This window comes from Streptomyces sp. NPDC004721 (assembly GCF_053601495.1).
The window spans coordinates 20,600-39,859 of the sequence record NZ_JBSGBZ010000006.1 but is presented as its reverse complement, the minus strand read 5'-3'; the positions used below and the strand labels follow the sequence as shown (position 1 = coordinate 39,859).

General features: G+C 70.6%; 14 protein-coding genes. 7 read left to right on the top strand and 7 right to left on the bottom strand.

All coding sequences use genetic code 11. The features are described from left to right. Positions 1 to 254 precede the first annotated feature (254 nt). A complete protein-coding gene (locus ACWEK3_RS06900; protein ID WP_450540429.1) occupies positions 255 to 797 on the top strand; it encodes a DUF4262 domain-containing protein in 543 nt (180 codons plus the stop codon). A gap of 111 nt (positions 798 to 908) precedes the next feature. Here ACWEK3_RS06900 and ACWEK3_RS06895 read toward each other — a convergent pair whose 3' ends face one another. Continuing rightward, positions 909 to 1,451: a GNAT family N-acetyltransferase gene (locus tag ACWEK3_RS06895; protein WP_450540427.1), complete on the bottom strand. Its 543-nt coding sequence runs from the start codon at positions 1,449 to 1,451 to the stop codon at positions 909 to 911. A gap of 176 nt (positions 1,452 to 1,627) precedes the next feature. Between ACWEK3_RS06895 and ACWEK3_RS06890 the strand changes: the two genes are divergently transcribed. Further along, on the top strand, positions 1,628 to 1,711 hold the full coding sequence (locus ACWEK3_RS06890; RefSeq protein ID WP_372496954.1) for a 50S ribosomal protein bL37: 84 nt from the start codon (positions 1,628 to 1,630) through the stop codon (positions 1,709 to 1,711). Between the two features lie 15 nt (positions 1,712 to 1,726). Here ACWEK3_RS06890 and ACWEK3_RS06885 read toward each other — a convergent pair whose 3' ends face one another. The 6 genes from ACWEK3_RS06885 to ACWEK3_RS06860 form a co-directional block, all read right to left on the bottom strand. Next, entirely contained in the window at positions 1,727 to 3,631 is a 1,905-nt protein-coding gene (locus tag ACWEK3_RS06885; RefSeq protein WP_453249098.1) for a DUF2264 domain-containing protein, read from the bottom strand. A gap of 61 nt (positions 3,632 to 3,692) precedes the next feature. Continuing rightward, positions 3,693 to 6,089: a polysaccharide lyase 8 family protein gene (locus ACWEK3_RS06880; RefSeq protein WP_450540424.1), complete on the bottom strand. Its 2,397-nt coding sequence runs from the start codon at positions 6,087 to 6,089 to the stop codon at positions 3,693 to 3,695. A 20-nt stretch (positions 6,090 to 6,109) separates the two neighbouring features. Next, the gene (locus tag ACWEK3_RS06875; RefSeq protein ID WP_453249097.1) at positions 6,110 to 7,438 is read right to left on the bottom strand and encodes a M60 family metallopeptidase; all 1,329 of its coding nucleotides are present in this window, start codon (positions 7,436 to 7,438) and stop codon (positions 6,110 to 6,112) included. Between the two features lie 217 nt (positions 7,439 to 7,655). Next, positions 7,656 to 9,059 carry a M60 family metallopeptidase gene (locus ACWEK3_RS06870; protein WP_450540420.1) on the bottom strand — a complete coding sequence of 468 codons (1,404 nt, stop codon included), beginning with the start codon at positions 9,057 to 9,059 and terminating at the stop codon, positions 7,656 to 7,658. Positions 9,060 to 9,234: 175 nt separating this feature from the next. Next, positions 9,235 to 10,395, bottom strand: a complete 1,161-nt coding sequence (locus ACWEK3_RS06865) for a LacI family DNA-binding transcriptional regulator (RefSeq protein WP_450540418.1) — start codon at positions 10,393 to 10,395, stop codon at positions 9,235 to 9,237. A gap of 68 nt (positions 10,396 to 10,463) precedes the next feature. Further along, positions 10,464 to 11,534 carry a hydroxyacid dehydrogenase gene (locus ACWEK3_RS06860; protein ID WP_453249096.1) on the bottom strand — a complete coding sequence of 357 codons (1,071 nt, stop codon included), beginning with the start codon at positions 11,532 to 11,534 and terminating at the stop codon, positions 10,464 to 10,466. A 258-nt stretch (positions 11,535 to 11,792) separates the two neighbouring features. Between ACWEK3_RS06860 and ACWEK3_RS06855 the strand changes: the two genes are divergently transcribed. The 5 genes from ACWEK3_RS06855 to ACWEK3_RS06835 all read left to right on the top strand — a co-directional run bounded on the left by ACWEK3_RS06855 (position 11,793) and on the right by ACWEK3_RS06835 (position 19,217). Beyond that, positions 11,793 to 12,752, top strand: coding sequence for an ABC transporter permease (locus ACWEK3_RS06855; protein ID WP_453249095.1), 960 nt, complete (start codon positions 11,793 to 11,795; stop codon positions 12,750 to 12,752). 91 nt (positions 12,753 to 12,843) lie between these two features. Further along, positions 12,844 to 13,704: a carbohydrate ABC transporter permease gene (locus ACWEK3_RS06850; protein WP_361413059.1), complete on the top strand. Its 861-nt coding sequence runs from the start codon at positions 12,844 to 12,846 to the stop codon at positions 13,702 to 13,704. Positions 13,705 to 13,754: 50 nt separating this feature from the next. Beyond that, positions 13,755 to 15,428: an extracellular solute-binding protein gene (locus ACWEK3_RS06845; RefSeq protein ID WP_453249094.1), complete on the top strand. Its 1,674-nt coding sequence runs from the start codon at positions 13,755 to 13,757 to the stop codon at positions 15,426 to 15,428. Next, complete coding sequence (locus ACWEK3_RS06840) at positions 15,425 to 16,882, top strand: M1 family metallopeptidase (protein ID WP_453249093.1); 1,458 nt, start codon at positions 15,425 to 15,427, stop codon at positions 16,880 to 16,882. The genes ACWEK3_RS06845 and ACWEK3_RS06840 overlap by 4 nt, the downstream gene beginning before the upstream one ends. 112 nt (positions 16,883 to 16,994) lie before the next feature. Further along, on the top strand, positions 16,995 to 19,217 hold the full coding sequence (locus ACWEK3_RS06835; protein WP_450540410.1) for a right-handed parallel beta-helix repeat-containing protein: 2,223 nt from the start codon (positions 16,995 to 16,997) through the stop codon (positions 19,215 to 19,217). The last annotated feature ends 43 nt before the right edge of the window (positions 19,218 to 19,260 follow it).

Sequence of the window (19,260 nt, the reverse complement as noted above, 5' to 3'; positions counted from 1 at the left end):
GACGGACAGGAACGCGAGGCAATTTGTATCAAGCGCGGGTATGCGCAAAAAAGCCGGGGGGATGTGATCTGCATCACATAGCGTTTGGTGCCGAGGGTCCTGGGCAAAAGTGGGGCCCCGTCTGGTTCGGTGGGGCGTGTTTGTGCAGGTCAGCGGCAGTTCGGAGGTGAAGTGGGCAGGGGGCTGGAGAAGTCCGGCATCGCCGCCGCCACCGCTGAGGCAAGGAGAAGAAGCAGGCGTCGTAACCTCCTCGGGTGAACGACTCCTCTTGCTTCTGCCTCCTGTGCGCCCCTCCTCCGGATGGTCCGGCCTGGGAGGAGCGTGATGGCCGCATAGCCGCAAGCGTTTCCGAGTTCGGCTGGCACGTGATGGGCGTCGGAGCAGGGGGCGATGCGTCGGCGGACTGGGCCTACTCGATCGGTCTGTGGCACACCCTGCGCAGCCCCGAGGTCTGCGTCTTCGGCCTGCGGATCGAGACGATGATGCCCATCCTCAACGTCGCGGGCGGAGAGATCCGCAACGGTCACCGGCTGGAAGCCGACCAGGTGCGTGACGACATCCTGAACGGCTACCCGGTGACCGTCCGGCCGGTCCACCCGAGCTGGTACCGGGACTTCTTCGGTGCCGGGATCGACTACTACCAGGCCCATCCGCTTCCGGTCATGCAGCTGTTCTGGCCGGACAAGGAAGGCCGCTTCCCCTGGGACGACCAGGTCGATGAATACTGCCGCGCGAGCCAGCCTCTGCTGTGGATCTCGAAGGAGGAGGCCAGCGGACCGTGGGCCGATCTCGACTGAGGCCGACGCCCGGTCCTGGGCGGCGTGGCCTGGTGGGGGCCAACGGCCGCTCAGCCCGCTTCCAGCAGTAGTGCTGGTTCGAGCAGCCCCAGACGACCATGAGGCTGAGGGTCAGGGGCGGTTCAGGCCCCACGTCTGCAGGGCGTAGGGCCGCCCCTTCTCCTCACCCCTGATCAGCGGCACGTCGAGCAGTCTGAAGCCCGCCCTGGTGGCCACGGCGACACTCGCGGCGTTCTCGGCCTCCAGTTCCAGGATCACCTGCCCCGCGCTCAGCTGCTCGAAGGCGTACGCGGCCATCACCCGCACCGCACGCGCCGCCAGCCCCTGGCCGCGGTGCGCCGGGCCGACCGCGTAGCCCAGCTCTGTGCCCTCGGGCGCACGCCGCAGCATCACCTCGCCGAGCGGTGCGCCGCCGTCGACGGTGATGGCGAGCAGGATGGTCGTGCCCTCGGCCCGCAGCTGCCGGTCCCGGTCCAGTCGTGCGCGGGCGGCCGCTTCGTCGAAGGGGGACACGATCGGTGTCCAGTACGCGATGTCGGGGTGGTCGAACAGCTCCGGCATCGCGGCCAGGTCCGCCTCCGTCCAGTCGCGGAGGACGAGACCCTCTCCTGTGAGCTCGATCCGCTCGGGAAAGGACGACGTGGCGCTGCTCATGCTGGGGGACCTCCCTGGCTTGTTCAGGACAAGGCAGGATAACTGGGTGCAGGCGAGGGATTGCGCCGGGACGGCGGAACGCCGGTCTGTGCGCGTTGTGCCCGCGCCACCGCTGATGCGGACACTCCGGGCCGAATCTAGACTGAGCGAGGCGTAGAAAGTCCTGGATTAGGGAGATGTGCACCGTGGCCAAACGAGGGAACAAGCGACGCGGCCGTAAGAAGAAGAAGGCCAATCACGGCAAGCGTCCCAACGCCTGAGCCGACCTGAGCCGGTCAAACCGTCACCGTCTCGCCGTCCGGGAACGTGACCGTCACCCGCCCGTCGTCCTCGCGCGTGCACGTGATCGACTCGCGCAGGGCCCAGGGGTGGACGACGTCGCGGGTGAGCACCACCAAGGTGACGTGGACACTCTCACCGCCCGGATGGCGCACGGCTCGCAGGTACGGGGTCGCCGAGTGCGGGCCGTAGGCGTTCGCCTCGACCTCGCGCGCGACGCCCGTGTCCTCGTCCCATCCGTACAGCGCGGCCACGGCGCTGGTCAGCCCCGACTCCGTACGGGTCAGCGCCCAGCCGGGCCCCTGCTCGGAGTGCGGCCGCACCCTGTCGGCGACCGCGTACCCGCCCTCGCGCACCGTCGCGCCCTCAGGTGCCCGCACCCGGTGCACGCGCAGCTCCCACGGCCCGTGCAGCACGCTCGTCGACTCGATAGGGAACTCGTCGTCCCTGCCCGGGAGTTGCACGTCGTGACGGGACGACGCGCGGCGCCCCTGGCAGCCGAGGGGGTGGATGCGGCGGCGGCGCGACGGGGTGCCGTCCGCGGTGAGCAGCGCGATGTGGTTGTCGACTGCGCGGGCCCAGGCGTGCGGCGCGGACTCCGGGGCGGTGGCCGTGGAGTAGGCGAACTTGGCGTAGTGCGGGTCGTCGCTCGCCGGGCCGTCCGGCGGGTTGTGGTCGCTGCCGTGGTTGACCAGGCGGACGACACCGTCGTGCGGGGTGCCGTGCAGTAGCCAGCCGGGCGCGCGAAGCGCCGTGTACTGCGTGGACTGCTCGACGGGCAGCGGGAGTTCCCTGTCCGTCCACACCGGGTGGTCGGCGGGAAGCAGCAGACCGAGGAACCCCTTGCTCGCCCAGTACGGCGACGCGGGCCCCGAGTACGGCTGTGTCGCGGGCAGGAACGTGTCGTACCAGCCCAGCGGCAGCAGCCCCCGCTCGTCCGGCACCCCGCGCTCGGCGAAGTGCCGGGCCGCGCCGGAGGCGAGGCGCCGGGTCAGGCCCGGCGCGAGCGGGGTGCAGTCGGCGAGCGCGCCCAGCCACACCGGAGCCGTCGCCGCGATGCGGTACGTCAGCGACCGGCCCTGGTGCACCGGCGCGCCGTCCGCGCCGAAGAACTGCGGGTACGTGGCGAGGAACTGGGCCAGCCGCTCCCGGTAGACGGCGCCCCGCCCGCCGTCCCCGTCCGGCCCCGCCATGCGGGCCCACAGCAGCGGGTACAGGTGCATGGCCCAGCCGATGTAGTAGTCGAAGTTGCGGCCGTCGCCGTCCGTGTACCAGCCGTCGCCGACGTACCAGTCCTCGATCCGGTCGAGGCCCGCATCGATGTCGCCCTGGTCGTACGGTGCGCCGACCGAGGCGAGGAACTGCTCCGACACCACTTGGAACAGGCGCCAGTTGTTGTCCCAGGTCTTCGCGCCGATGAACCCGGAGAACCAGTCGACGACCCGCTCCTGGACCCGGGTGTCGAGCCGGTCCCAGATCCAGGGGCGGGTCTCGTGCAGGCCGAGCGCGATCGAGGCGGCCTCGACCATCTGCTGGGAACAGTTCGTGAGTTCGGGCCAGGCCTCGCCGCTGTCACGGTCCGTGCCCGTTGTCAGACCCTGCGTGTACCTTTCGATGAGGTGGGAGATGGCCGCGGAATCCGTTCCGTCGCTGCCGCCCGCGCCCGCGATCCGGAAGGAGGCCAGCAGGAATGTCCGAGCGAACCCTTCGAGCCCGTCCGAGACGACCCCGGACCAGCTGGCCCGCCCCGGCAGCCGGTACTGCGCGAAACCCGGTGTGGCGTAGGGCAGCAGGGCCGACAGTTGCCAGTCGGCCAGGGCCTCCCAGTGCGCCCGGGTCCAGCCGGTCAGGGGGGAGCGGACGCGGTCGGTGGGCGGCAGGGGGAAGTGCGGGGCGGGCATGGTGGTTCGCTGGCTCCTTCGGCGGGCGGCGGGCGGTACGGGTGGGTCGGTGGCGGCAGGCTCAGCGCAGCCGGGCAGTGTGCGTATGACCCCGTGAGCCGCCCACGCGGACGGTGAGCACGGGCTGTCGGCCCGGAGTGACGGACACCGTGTCGTCGGCGCTGACCACCGTGCTCACGGGGAAGGGGAGCCGGACGGTCAGGGTCGTCGCCGTGCGGCCCGGATCCGCCACCGCCACCGATATGCCCTCGTCGCGGCGGCACACCAGGACGGTTCCGGGGCCGTCCGCGCTCAGCCCGTCGACCGAGCCGGCCGCCCAGAAGTGTGCCGCGAGCAGGCCGAGACGGGGCGAGGCGACGGCCTGGACGGTGGCGTCGTTGGCGAGTACGCGCGCCGGGAGGGAGCGGGACCAGGCCAGGGTCGCGGCAGGGGTCGCGCCCGGCAGCAGGACGTAGGCGTAGGAGGCGGACGTGGGGGAGGGGCCGTGGTCGAACCAGAGGGTGGCGTAGCGGCGGCTCACCGGGGTGGTGCTGCCGCCGGTGTCCGCACCGGTGTTGAGGGCGCTCCACGTGCCGGTCCGCTCCTCGCGCAGGGCGCGCAGCGGTCCGCCGGAGGGGAAGACATAGCCGCCCGTGCCTTCCAGGTGGGCCCAGCGTGCGTCGTCCAGTTCGGCCGACCACCCCTGCTCCGTGGGCTGCCGATGCCCGTCGACGATGAGCAGCGGCGCCCCTTCGGCGTGCAGGTTCCGGTTCTCCACCACCGTCTCGATCGTCCTGCCGTCGCTCGCCGTGATCCCGGCGCCGAGCGCGAGGACCGCGTTGTCCAGGAAGAACCACGCCTTCTTGGCCCGCAGCGTCGACCCGTCCGCCAACAGCTCCATCGCGGCGGCACCGAAGCGGGCGTCGAGCACGGCGCCGCCCGCGACCGCGTTCTTCGGGCGGAAGGTGCCGGTCCCGCCGCCGGTCCCGAGATCGGCCCGCGCGCGGGTGTCCACCGTCGTGCCCGGCAGCCGGTACGGGTCGACGGTCGGCCAGAAGGAGTCACCGAAGGCGTCCGGGTCGTCGCCGTCGTACAGGTATGTCATGCCGTCGCCGGTGTACCAGCCGTGCAGATTCTCGCCGTTGCCCATCTCGTAGGCGGCGATGCGCTTCGACGACAGCGACAGCGCGCACGCCCAGGACGGGCGCCGATGCACCACGCGGTCCATGTCTGCGAGGACGAGGTGCCCGGTGAGGCGGTCCGCGGGCCGCACCGCCGGATCGTCGAGGAGGGCCTTCGCGCGGGCCAGGGCGGGGATCCCGATGAGTTCCTTGTACGGCGTCCTCGTGTTGCGCAGGATCCAGCCCTTGGCCGCCGCGCGCCAGCGGTCCGCGTACGCCTGCGGTGCCCCGTCGGCGAGTTGGAGGATGTGCGAGACCGCGGCCGCACCGTCGTTGTGGTCGCGGGCGGACTCGCGGGAGATGGCACGGCCGCGCACCGCGTCCATCATCAGACCGTCGAACAGGAAGGGCTCGAAGCTCCGCTCGACAGCCTCGTACAGCACCTCGACCGAGGGGTCGGTGACGGCCCAGTCGGAGCCGGCGAGCAGCGCGATCAGCTGGCCGGCGCCACCCAGCAGGACGCTGCCGTACGTGCCCGTGTACGCGACGTTGGAGTGCTGTACGAACGAGCCGTCCCGGTAGAACCCATCACCCGAAGTGACGTACTGGAACAGGCTGTTCTTCCCGCTGTCGCGGACGTCGGACAGGGCGTCACGGGCCAGGACGAGCGCGGCGGGGTCGCGCGCGAGCAGCCCGCGCAGGGCGACGATGACGGCCTTGTCGGAGCGGTTCGCGCCGGTCTCGGCGAGCGTCGGGGAGTTGGTGCGGCGATCCGCATTGGGGACGAACCTGGCCACCGTCTTCACATAGGCATCGCGGTCCTCCGCCGGGAGATCGGCGCGCAGCAGCACGCAGATGTCCATCAGCGCGCGCGGCGCGCCGATCTCCCAGAACCACCAGTTGCCGGTCTCGGGGCGAGAGGCGTTGTAGCCCACGGTGTGCAGGAAGCGCAGCGCGTCGAGGATCCCGTCGCGCACGGCCGCCTGCCCGGTGAGGGAGGTGCCGGGGGTGGCCCACGCGGTCGCGAGCGTGCGCAGTCGCGGATAGCTCTGGCCGAACATGCCGGGATCGGAGGCCGGGGACAGATCGGCCCACAGCGCCTTGCGGCCCGTGGAGGTGTCGATCTGCCGCCACCAGGCGGAGGCCTGTGTGTCCAGGGCGGTGAGCGCGGCCGCGAAGTCCGGGTCCTCGGGGTCGAAGGCGCCGCCGGTCAACTGCTGTGCGGCGCGGGCGAGCAGGGGCTCGTACGGGTCGTCGGCGGAACCGGTGGCGGCACTCGCGACGCCCGGGCGGGCGACGAGGGTGGCGACGGCGCCCGCTCCGGCGAGCGCGAGGGTCTGGCGTCTGCTCAGGTCCATGGTGGGTCTCGTCCTCCGGGTCAGTCGGTCAGCGTGGCGGGGTCGGTCGTCGGCTTCGGCAGATGGAGTGCGGCCAGTTCGGCCCGTCCCGCGGCGTCGATGGGGAACGCCCAGGTGGTGACGAAGAAGTCGGTGAGGTCGCGCTCCGCGACACGGCTCGCGTACGTGGCCAGCGCCCGGTACCGCTTGGCCGTCTCGGTGTAGTCCGACTGGGGGTTCTCCTCGCGCACCAGCTTGTGCATCCTGGGCCAGAAGTCGTCACCGAAGGCCACCTCCAGCTGTCGCAGCGGCACGAGCTTCTCGTACGCGCTGAAGGACTTCTCGTACGTCAGCCCCGCCGTGCCGAACTTGGCCCGGGCGGACTGGAAGTAGTTCAGGCCCGTCTTCGGGTCGACGCTGAGCAGGTTGGAGGGCTGGCCGAGGGCACGCTGCACGGCCAGCGAGTAGATGTTCACCGTGACCTCGGTCAGCCCCGACGGCTTGTACGCCATCTGTTGGTGCAGATGGCCGAGTTCGTGGTACAGCCCCCAGCCGCGGGTGCGCAGCCCCTCCACCGTGGTGGCCCGGTCGAGATAGGCGCGCGGGAACCCGTTGTAGCCGTGCGTCGCGTACGCGCCGACGCCGGACGGCACCACCGACACCTCGGTGAAGTGGTAGCCGCCGGCCTTGGACCGGTGCACCGGCTTCGAACCGTCCAGGCCGCTGATGTCGGACTCGGCCTCGATGATCTGCTCCAGGAGGCGCAGCAGTGCGGCGTGGTCCTCCTCCCGGTACAGCAGCGCGCCGTCCCGGGTGAGCGTCACGATGGAGCGCGGCCCGTGCAACTCGACGACCGGGACATCGGTGTACGTGTCCAACTGGCCTTGGTAGTCGGCCCCGGTGGTGCGCCCGAGCGTGAAGACCGGCATCGGTACGGAGCCGCTCTTGAACCGGATCGCGGCGCGCTGCCCGTGGCCCTCCAGGGTGAAGTAGACGGGTCCGCCGTACGGATCGGTCACGGTGTTCGCACCGGGCTTCAGCTGATGGCTGCGCGGTTCGGTGACGGTGCCGTAATAGTCCCACTGCCCGATCCAGAGGGTCGGCACCACGCCGTCGTAGGGCAGCACGTCGAAGCGGAGGGGGGTGGCCGGTGGGACGTAGCGGCCGGTCGTCTGGAACTCGGAGCCGCGCAGGGCCTGGCCGAGGCGGAGCCGCTCCGCCTCGGCGGAGGGGCGGGCGACGAGCGGCACGGTGAGGTCGCCGGCGGCCTGCGCGGTGCCGGCGCCTAGGCCGCCGACGGCGAGTGCGGCGCCCGTGGCCGCGGCGGTGGCGAGGACGGTACGGCGGGACGGGGATGCGGGGGTGCGCATGAGGCGTCGTCTCCTTTGGGCGGTCCGTACGCTGATGGGGGGCTGCGGCCTGAGCGAGCGGGGTCGGCCGAGGACGAGTGCTGTGGTGTGCGTGCGGCGGCGCGAGCCGCCGGTGACGGCGGGGCGCGGGCCTCGCTCGACCCTCACCGTGTCGTCGGCGGACGTCACCGCTCTGACCGGCCGGGGCAGCCGGAGGACCGGCGGTATGTCCGCGCGGTCAGTCCGTGAGCGTGCTCGGGTCCGTGTCCGGCTTCGGGAGGTTCAGGGCGGCGATCTCCGCGACGCCCTGCGCGTCGATCGGCATCGACCACTTGTCGACGAGGAACTCCGTCAGATCGCGGCCCGCCGTGCGCGAGGCGTAGGTGCCGAGGGCGCGATACTGGCGCGCTTCGACCTCCGGCGGGTGGTCGTAGTCCTCCACCGGGGCGTCGTGCTGGTGTTCCGCGCGGACCAGCCGGTGCAGGCGCGGCCAGAAGTCGTCACCGAAGGCGAGTTCCAGCTGCCGCAGGGGGACGAGCTGTTCGTAGGCGCCGAAGTCGTCGACGTAGGAGAGGCCGGGGGTGCCGAGCTTGGCCCGGGCGGACTGGAACCAGTTGAGGCCCGTCTTCGCGTCGACCGTGAGGAGGTTCGAGGGGCGGCCCAAAGTGCGCTGTGCCGCCAGCGAGTAGATGTTCACCGTGACTTCGGTGAGGCTGCCGGCCTGGTAAGCGGCCTGCTGGTTGAGGTGCCCCAGTTCGTGGTACAGGCCCCAGCCGCGGGTGGTGAGGCCGTCGACCGTGCACAGCCGGTCCATGTAGGCGCGGGGGAAGCCGTTGAAACCGTGCCACGCGTACGCGGTGACGCCCTTGGGGACGGTGCTGACCTCGATGAAGTGGTAGCGGCCCGCCTTGGGCCGGTCGAGGGGCCGGCCGCTGTCGAGGCCGCTGATCCGGTCATGCGAGTCGATGATGGTGTCGAACAGCGACATCAGCGCGGCGTGGTCCTCGCCGCGGTACAGCAGCGCACCCTCGCGGGTCAGCGTCAGGATGGCCCGGTCCGTGACGAGTTCGACCCAGGGGACGCCGGTGACGGTGTCGAGCTGCCGCTGGAACTCGGTCTCGCTCGTCCGGCCGAGCTCGAAGACGGCCATCCGCTCGGCGCCGGAGACGAAGGTGACGGCGGCACTCTGACCGTGACCGGCGAAACTCAGGTACATCGGGCCGCCGTAGAGGTCCGCGACCTCGTTCAGGCCCGGCCGGAGCCGGTACGTCCGCGGCGCTTTCAGGTCGGTGTTCGTGTGGTAGTCGTCGAAGGTGCCGATGTGCAGAACCGGGAGCACCCCGTGGGCCGACCGCACCCGGACGGTGATGGGCGTGCTCGGTGCCGCGTAGCGCCCGGTGGGGATGAAGTCGCCGGCCCGCAGCGACCGGTCGAGCCGCAGCCGTTCCGTCTCGGCGTCCGGGAACGCCTTGACGAACAGCGTGTCGCCGCTCGCGGTGCCGGGCGACGCGGCGGAGGCGGTCGCGGTTCCGGTGCCGAGTGCGACGGCCGCACCGGCACCTGCCAGTGCGGCGAGCACGGTGCGACGGCCGGGGCCGGACGGCGTGGCGGGATCATGGAGAGGCTTGTGGGCATGGCGCATCCAGGGACTCCCATGGGGACGGACGACGTCGGAGCGATGGACGGGACGAGCGGTGGGGCTGCGCGCCAGCATGTAAGCGTTTGCTATCCGGCCGCAAGAGGGTTCGCCGAGTTTCTGTTCGTTACTATGCGGATCGGGGCTCTTGCGAGCAGAATCAAGCAAGCCGTGCCCAGTGTCAGCTCCGGCGCGGCTTGCCGTTCCCCGAGGGCGTGCTCATCGGTGCCGCCACCGACTCCCGCACGACGATGTGCGTGCCGAGGCGCAGCGTGCCGGTCGTCGGGGCGCGCCAGTCGTCCTCGTCGCCACCGTTGAGTGCGACCCGCACCGCCTGCCGACCCATCTCCTCCAGCGGGATCCGCACGGTCGTCAGCCGGGGCCGCAGCTCCTGGGCCACCGGGATGTCGTCGTACCCGACCAGCGACATGTCCTGCGGGATGCGCAGCCCGGCCTCTTCCAGAGCCTGCGCCGCGCCCGCCGCCACGATGTCGTTCGCGGCGAACACGGCGGTGAACTCCGGTCCGCCGTTCAGCAGTTCGGCCATGCGGCGGTACCCGAAGGCGCGGCTGAAGGCGCCGGGCTGTTCCAGCTCGGGATCCCGCGCGATGCCGCGCAGTTCGAGCGCGCGCCGGTGTCCGGCGAGCCGGTCCCGCGCCGTGGAGAGGCCGGGCGGCCCGCCCAGGTAGAGGATCCGCTCATGGCCCTGCCTGATCAGGTGGTCGGTGATCGCGAAGGCGCCGCCCTCGTTGTCGTACTCGACCCCGACCGTCGGTACGCCGTCGCCGAGCGAGGGCCGCCCGCACAGCACGAGCTTCGATCCGCCCGCGTCCAGCTCCCGGGCCCGGCGCGCCAGTTCGGCCTTGTAGGCGCGGTCCTCGACGCTGCCGCCGACCAGGACCACCGCGTCCGCCCGCCGCTCGTGCATCAGCTCGATGAAGGCGAGCTCGCGCTGCGGGTCGCCCTGGGTGCAGCACACCAGGCAGAGCCGGTCGCCGTCGGTGGCCTCGCGTTCGACGCCGCGCGCGATGTACGCGTAGAACGGATCGATCAGCTCGCTGACGATGATGCCGACGGTGCGGCCGGAGGCGCCGGCCAGCGCTCGGGCATGGGCGTTGACCACATAACCGAGCTCGCGCATGGCCACCTCGACGCGCTCGCGCGTGGCGGCGGAGACCGGATAGTTGCGGTTCATCACACGGGAGACGGTCGCCGTGGACACCCCGGCGCGCTTCGCGACGTCGACGACCGTCGCGCGGCGTTGCCCGTTCCGGTCGCCCTGCCGTTCGCCGTGCCCATCCGGCCCGGGTGCCGTGGCACTCTGCTGGGACATCCGGCCCACCCCCTGATGGTCGTGCTGGTCTGCCTGCGGTCGGTCCCCAGAGCCTATGGCGTGTGGCGGTGGTTTGGTCACGCGATCCGCTCCAGGTCCTCCAGGAGCACGGCGTGCGCCAGCGGCACCCCGCGCGCGTACCGGGCCAGTTCGTCGACGGCGAGCGCGCCGAGCCTGCCCACCTCGTTGCCCTGGGCGCCCGCCATGTGCGGGGTGATGAAGACGTTGGGCAGGTCCCACAGCGGGTGTCCCGCGGGCAGCGGTTCCGGGTCCGTGACGTCGAGCACGGCGTCGATCCGGCCGCTGACCAGGTGTTCCGTGAGGGCTTCCGTGTCCACGAGCGGACCGCGCGCGGTGTTCACCAGCAGTGTGCCCGGGCGCATCAGCGCGAACCGGCGGGCGTCGAGAAGATGGTGGGTCTCCGCGGTGTCCGGCGCGTGCAGGGTCACCACGTCGCTGGTCGCCACCAGGGTGTCCAGGTCGGTGCGGGTGGCGCCGAGCAGCTCCGCCTCGGCGTCCCCGACGTACGGGTCGTACAGGAGCACCTCGGCGTCGAGGGTGCGCAGCAGTTCCGCGACACGACGGCCGATGCGCGAGGCGCCGACCACGCCGACCGTGATGCCGCGGGTGCCGAGCCAGTGGTGGCGCTCCAGATCGGCGTCGGTGCGGTGGGTGCGCCGGCCGCGGAAGAGATGGGCGAGCGGGAAGGCCCGCTTGGCGCCCAGGATGATCGCGGCGAGCGTGAACTCGGCGACCGGCACGGCGTTGGCCGCGGCAGCCGAGGAGACCGCGATACCGCGCTCGTAGGCCTCCCGGCTCAAAAACGTCTTCACGGTGCCGGCCGCGTGGATCACCGCGCGCAGCCGGGGCGCCCGGTCGAGTGCGGCCCTGTCGACCGGTGGGCAGCCCCAGCCGGTGAGCAGGACCTCGCACTCGGCGAGGGCCGCCTGCGCCTGCGGGCTGGTGAACTCCCGTACGACACGCGGAGGCCGGATGTCCGCGGTCTCCTCCAGGCGCGCCCGCACGGTGGGCGGGAAGACGTCGTCCACGACCGAGGAGTCCATCGCGAGGACCGTACGGGGCCGCCGCGGGGGCGGTGTGGCGTCGGTGGCCTCGGCCTCGACCGGCGCCTCGTCAGTGGTACGCACCCTGCCTCCGGACAGTAAACGTGTTCTATGGCGTTACCGAACGCTAGGGAGCACGTTGCTCGACCGTCAAGGTCACAAAGAAAGAATGGCGGTCAAGTTGCCCTGGTACAGCAGGAAATGACGGGCTGAAGTGGCCGGTTCGCAGCGCTTCCTCGCTCGGTCAAATCTCCGGATCTATTGACGATGGGGTTAACCGCTTACTAACTTGCCGCCGCAGAAGCGCAGTTCCTGCGCCAACCGGCCGAACAGGACCGCTCCATGACTGTCTCCGCACCACCGAACGCGGTCGATCGCGTTCCCCGCAAGACCCTTTGGCAGCGTCTCCAGCGCGACAAAGTGATGCTGCTGCTCTGCCTGCCCGGCTTCCTGTACTTCGTGGTGTTCCACTACGTACCGCTGCTGGGCTACATGGTGGCCTTCCAGGACTACCAGCCCTACCTGGGCTACATGCACAGTGCCTGGACCGGCTTCACCAACTTCACGACGGCCTTCGCCGACCCCGACTTCTGGTCGGCGACCGGCAACACCCTGGAGATCGCGCTCGTCCAGCTCGTCCTGTTCTTCCCCGTGCCGATCGCGCTCGCACTGCTGCTCAACAGCATCGTCAGCGACAAGCTGCGCCGCTTCGTGCAGAGCGTCGTCTACCTGCCCCACTTCATCGGCTGGGTCATCATCGTCTCGATCTTCCAGCAGATCCTGGGCGGCGCCGGCGTCGTGCCCGATCTGCTCGCATCCCTCGGCCTGCCCCGCTACGACATGACCACCGACCCGAACGCCTTCCCCTGGCTGCTCGCGCTCCAGGTCATGTGGAAGGACGCCGGCTGGGGCACCATCATCATCCTCGCCGCACTGCTCTCCATCGACCGCGGCCTGTACGAGGCGGCGGCCATGGACGGCGCGGCCAGGTGGCGCCGCTTCTGGCACGTCACCCTGCCCGGCCTGTCCCCGGTGCTCGTCCTGCTGCTGATCCTCAACCTCGGCAACATCCTCACCGTCGGCTTCGAGCAGATCCTGCTCCAGCGCGACGCCGTCGGCCCCGACGCCGGTGAAGTCCTTGACACCTACGTCTACTTCCACGGCATCAAGGACAACGAATGGGGCACGGCGGCCGCCGTGGGCCTGGTGAAGGCGGTGATCGGCACCGTCCTCGTCATCGGCGCCAACAAGTTCGCCCACCGGCTCGGACATGAAGGGGTGTACCGCGGTGCTGACCGTTGAGACGTCCGCTGTGAAGACGCGCGGTGGGAGCGCCACCCGCCCCGCACCCGCGGCGGGAGAACTGCGCCCCTCCGGCGTCCGGCCCCCGTGGATGGAGAAGCCCACCCGGCTCGGCCTCGTGCTCAAGGGCCTCGCCCTCGTGATCGTCGTGGGCCTGGTGGCGTACCCGCTGATCGGCGTGATCGGCACGAGCTTCGCCTCGCAGACCGACATCATCAAGTCCAACGGGCTCGTCCTGTGGCCCGACCACCCCAACTTCGACGCCTATCGCACCGCGTTCACCGGCGGGCGCGTGACCCGCGCCCTGTTCGTGAGCATCGGTGTCACCGCCATCGGCACCGCCTGCAGCCTCCTCGCCACCATCGGCATGGCGTACGGGCTGTCGCGGCGCGGCATCGTCGGCGGCCGGTTCATCCTCATGACCTCCCTGTTCACGATGCTCTTCAACGCGGGCGTCATCCCCAACTTCCTCCTGGTGAAGGAGCTAGGCCTCTACAACACCTTCGCCGCGCTCGTCCTGCCCACCATGGTCAGCGCCTTCAACCTCGTCGTGATGCGGGCCTTCTTCATGAACCTGCCGGAGGAGTTGTACGACGCCGCGAAGGTGGACGGCGCGGGCGACTTCCGGACCCTGATCCGGGTCGTACTGCCGCTGTCCAAGGCGGTCATCGCCGTCGTCGGCCTGTTCTACGCCGTCGCGTACTGGAACGCGTACTTCAACGCCCTGCTCTATCTCGGCGACAACGACAAGTGGCCGCTGCCCATGGTCCTGCGCACTTTCATCCTCCAGGGCCAGAACCTCGACACCGCGGCAGCCGGCGAGGTGGTCGCCCCGCAGCAGGCCGTGCAGATGGCCGTCCTCGTCATCGCCGTCGTGCCGATCCTGCTCGTCTACCCCTTCCTCCAGCGGTTCTTCACCAAGGGCGTCCTCACCGGCGCCGTCAAGGGCTGACCCGCGCCCCCCAACTCTCCCCATATCCCCTCGCATTGAGGAGTCCCCCCATGTCCGGCACCACATCCGTCAACCGCCGCACCCTGCTCCGCTGGGGTGCGGGCGCCGGTCTCGCCGTCGCCGCGGCGCCGCTGCTCGCCGCCTGCGGCGACGGCGGCGCCGGCGCCAAGGCCGAGGCCAAGAACGCCAAGCTGCTGCCGACCACCACCGTGCGCAACATCGGCATCAAGGCCGACCTGCCCGGCACCTCGGCGGGCGTCCCGAACGCCTTCCTGAAGTACCCGGGCGAACTGGCACGCGCCACCGAAGGCACCCCCCTCAAGGGCGCCAAGAAGATCACCGCGGTCACCGAGACGTTCGCGCCGCTGCCGCCCGGCCGGGGCAAGAACGCCGCCTGGCGGGAGATCGAGAAGCTGCTCGGCACCCAGGTCGACTTCACGGCCGTGCCCGCGGACGACTACCCGGCGAAGTTCTCGACGATGGTCGCCGGTGACCAGTTGCCCGACATCTTCATGTACCCGGAGACGGGAGGTGTCGACAACATGGGCTCGTTCCTCGCCGCCAAGTGCGCCGAGCTGGGCCCCCACCTCTCCGGCGACAAGGTCAAGGACTACCCCAACCTCGCGGCCATCCCCCAGTACGCCTGGCGCGACGCCATCAAGGGCGGCAAGCTCTACGGCATCCCGATCGCCCGCTCGGGCAGCGCCGGCGCCGGCTTCTACCGGGCCGACCTGTTCAAGCAGGCCGGTGTCACCAGCCTCGACCAGATCGACAGCATCGAGCGGTTCGTCGAGCTGGCCAAGGACCTCACGGACGCCGGGAAGAAGCAGTACTTCTTCTCCGGCGGCGCCACCACCCTGCTCGCCATGTCGGCCGGCGCCCAGCACTTCTGGAAGTTCGACCGCAGGTCCGGCAAGTGGACGTACCAGCTGGAGGACGACAAGTACCGGTACGCGGTCGAGACCGCCGCCAAGCTCTACAAGGCGGGCTGCTACTACCCGGGCACCGTGCAGATGTCCGGAGCCCAGAAGGCCCAGTACACGGATCTCTTCAAGAACGGCAAGGCCGCCTACGTCTTCGACGGCATGCCGGCGTACCTGACCACGGCCACCGGCTACGTCGACGCCATGGCGGCCATCGACAAGTCGTTCGACGTACGGCCCATGGTCCCGGTCGGCAAGGACGCGGTGACCTGGACCGACAACGTCTCGCTGCAGAACTGCTACATCCGCGAGGCAGGCGAGGAGCGGGTCAGGGAACTGCTGCGGCTCGCCGACTTCGCCGCCTCGCCCTTCGGATCGCTCGAATACACGCTCATCAACTACGGCGTCGAGAACGTCGACTACCAGCGGGACGGGAACGGCACGCCCGTCCTCACCAAGCAGGGCACCCAGGACGTGACCGTGCCGTGGGGCAAGCTCGCCTCCGCGACACCCGCGTTCTTCAGCGCCACGCACCCGGAGGCCGCCCGCTACGTGCACGAGGCGTACTCCGTACTGATCCCGAAGCTCATCGAGGACCCGACCCTCAGCTACTCCTCGCCGACCTGGGACTCCAAGGGGCTCGGCAGCCTCTACACCATCCACCTCGACGGTCTGAAGGACCTGGTCACCGGACGCAAGCCGTTGTCCGCGTACGACTCGGTCGTCAAGCAGTGGCGCAACGCCGGGGGCGAAAAGTGTCGCGCCGAGTTCGAGCAGGCCTCGCAGAAGGGGAAGAAGTGAACACCAGCAGACGCGCGTTCCTCACGAAGACGGCGGTCGCCGCCGCGATCACCGTACCGGTCCTGGGCTCGCCCGCCGGCGCCGCGGGGTTCGACCCGCGCCCCGGCTCCGACGGGGTCGGCGACCCGCTGTTCCCGACCCTCGGCAACGGCGGCTACCAGGTCGTCCACTACGACCTGACCTTCGACTTCACTCCGGTGACGTACGACTTCACGGCCGTGGTGAAGCTGAACGCAAGGGCCACGCAGGACCTTTCGGCGTTCAACCTGGACACCGACGGCCACACCATCGACTCGATCACGGTGAACGGCCGCGCCGCGTCCCACGCCCTGTCCCTGGGCCAGTCCGGCCAGGAGCTGACGGTCACCCCGGAGGCACCGCTCCACAAGGGCGCCCCGTTCGACGTCACCGTCGCCTACCGCGGCAACGGCAAGGCGCCGCGGGCCGGACTGACCGGCTGGAGGTTCGGCTCGGACGGCGGCTTCGCCTCCGCCGTGCAGTCGTCACGGGCCGACACGTTCCTGCCGTGCAACGACACGCCGTCCGACAAGGCCACCTGGACCTTCCACATCTCCGCGCCTGAGGGCTATGTCGCCGCCGCCAACGGTGAGTTGACCGGCAAGGACAAGCGCGCCGACGGCTCGACGGTCTGGCACTTCGCGCTGCGCGAGCGGATGCCGACGGAGCTGCTCGGCATCGCCGTCGTCAAGGGCACCTACCTGTACGGCACTTCGCACACCTGGCTGCCGCTGCGGCACATCGTCCCGCAGGGCCAGGAGGACAAGTACGCCCCGATCGTCGCGCGTACTCCCGACCATCTCGCCTGGCTGGAAGCCAAGTTCGGCCGCTACCCGTTCTCCGTGTATGGCCTCCACATCTACGACGGGTACACCGACGCCCTCGAGAACACGACGCTCACTCTGATGGGCACCAACTGGTTCAAGCTCAGCACCGACGGCCACCCGACGTACGAGAACACCATGGTGCACGAGCTGACCCACCAGTGGTTCGGCGACAGCGTCACGCCGAACGACTGGCAGCAGGCCTGGCTCAACGAGGGCCCCGCCGTGTACTACGCCGCGCTCTACAGCGAGGAGCGCGGCTGGTCCGTCATGGCCGACAAGATGAAGGCGACGTACGCCAAGCTCGACGCGATCCGCGCGACCGACGGGCCGCCCGGGCTGCCCAAGGCCCTCGGCGGCACCAACATCTACGACGGCGGCGCGCTGGTGCTCTACGCACTCCAACTCCACGTTGGGCAGGAGAAGTTCGACCGAATCATGGGCCTGTGGCCGCGCCGCTTCAAGGACCGCACGGTCACCAGCGAGGACTTCATCACCCACGCCGTCACCGTGGCGGGCGACCGCTCGCTGGACCCGTTCCTGCGGGACTGGCTGTTCGGCGCGAAGAACCCGCCGATGCCGGGCCACCCGGACTGGACAGCCACGGCTTGACCGGGGGCGGCCGGACCACGGCCGCCCCGCACACATCAGCCCCGCACCTGAGCCGCACCCCCAAACCCGGGCCCGCCCCGAGCGGCGGGCCGTTCAAGCGGAAGGTCATCGCATGAGACCGCGCACCCGCACCACTCGCACCGCCGGAGCCGCGTTCCTCGTCGGCGCGGCGCTGCTCCTCAGCCCGCTGCCCGCCGCCGAGGCGGCCCCGGCCCCCAAGGTCCTGTACGCCGCACCGCACGGATCCGGGTCCCACTGCACCCTCGGGCATCCCTGCTCGGTGGAGGGCGCGCGGGACGCCGCCCGAGCCGTCACCGGACGTGACGTGCGCATCGAACTCGCAGGTGGAACGTACGAGTTGAGCGCTCCGTTGCAACTCGGCGCGAAGGACTCCGGAGTCACCTGGGCCGCGGCCCGCGGCGCGCGGCCCGTGCTCTCCGGCGGCCGGGCCCTGACCGGCTGGACCGTGAACGGCGACGGAACCTGGACCGCGAAGGTGCCCGAGGGCATCACCCCGCGCCAGCTGTTCGTCGACGGGCGACGGGCCGTGCGCGCCCGGGGCGGGTCCTGCGCCGCCTCCGTGTGCGACGCCACCAAGGCCGGCATGACCGGCGCCGAGAAGACCGGCATCGCCGACTGGACCCGGCCCACCGACGCCGAGGCCGTCATCAGCGTCCGCTGGCGCAACTACCATTGCCGGATCGCCGCCGTCACCGGCGACGTCATGACCTTCGCCCAGCCCTGCTGGACCAACTCGGCCTCCGGGACCAACCGCACCGGACCCGCCTGGGACACGACGACCGTCGACTCGTCCCGCTACTCCAAGGTCGCCTTCTTCGAAAATGCCCGCGAACTCCTCGACGAGCCCGGCGAGTTCGTCTGGGATTCGGCCGCACGCACCGTCACATACCGGCCCCGCAAGGGCGAGAACCCGCGCCGCTCCAAGGCCGTCACCCCGGTCACGGAAGGGCTGCTCGTGCTCGACGGCGCCCACGACGTCCGCGTCACCGGCATCGGCTTCGCCTATGCCGCCTACCAGCAGCCGAACACGGACGAGGGCTACGCGGGCATGCAGGCAGGCCTGACCCTGACCGGCGCCACCGGCCCCGTCGACCACGCGGGCCGCTACTACACCAAGCCCGCCGCCGCCCTCAGCGTCCGCGGTGGCCGCCACGTGGTGGTCGACCACAGCACCTTCACCCACCTCGGCGGCGCGGGCGTGATCTTCGAACAGGGCACCCAGGACTCCACGCTCACCGGCTCCCGCTTCACCGACCTCTCCTCCGGCGCCGCGTACATCGGCGACACGGAACCCATGCCGGCCCCCGAACTCGTCGGGGCCCGCAACACGGTCTCGTACAACACCATCCGCCACACGGGCGTCGAGTACACGGACGCCGTCGGCATCTGGGCGGGCTACGAAGCCGGAACCGCCATCGACCACAACACCCTCGACGACCTGCCGTACTCCGGCATCTCCGTCGGCTGGGGCTGGAACCAGCCCGAGGCCCGGCAGTCCGTTCTCCGCGACAACCGCATCACGAACAACCGGATCACCGACGTCATGCGGGTCGAGCACGAGCAGCACGATGGCGCCGCCATCTACACCCAGGGTGCTCAGCCCGGCACCGTGATCTCCGGCAACTACGTCAACCGCAGCGCGTACGGGAACACCGAACGCGACGGCAACGGCGTCTACCTCGACGAACAGTCCAGCCACATCGCCGTCACCAAGAACGTCATCACGCGCATCGGCTACAAGTGGGTCTCCAACTGGGCCGACTACGGCATCGACAACCACGCCACCGGCAACTGGACCGACACCGACGCCCCGGCCCTCGCGGGCACCGGCTCGATCATGGCCGACAACCGCACGAAGCTGGACCGGCTCCCGGCCGAGGCCGTCAAGATCGCCGAGGCCGCCGGCGCGAACGGCCGCGGCAGCGTCGAACAGCTCCGCCCCGACCTGGCCCGCACCGGCACCGTCAGCCAGTCCTCCACGGAGGGCACGGCCACGGCGGCCAAGGCCACCGACGGTGACACCTCCACCGACACCCGCACACTCTCCGAGGCGGGCGCCTGGTGGCAGGTGGACCTCGGCGCCGCCCAGCACGTCGGACAGGTCGAGGTCTGGAACGACACCTCCATGACCACCGCCGACTTCGACGTGCAGCTCGCCACCTCGGCCGACTTCTCCGACGGCACCACCGTGCACGTCACCGGCAAGGCACTGCGCCCCACCCTCCTCGACACCGACACCGAGGCCCGCTACGTCCGCATTCGGCTCACCGGCACCGGGCGGGTGGCCCTCGCCCACGTCCTGGTGCACCCGTAGCCCGGAGCACCGGAGGGGACGCCGCGGACCGGTCAGCGGGTCT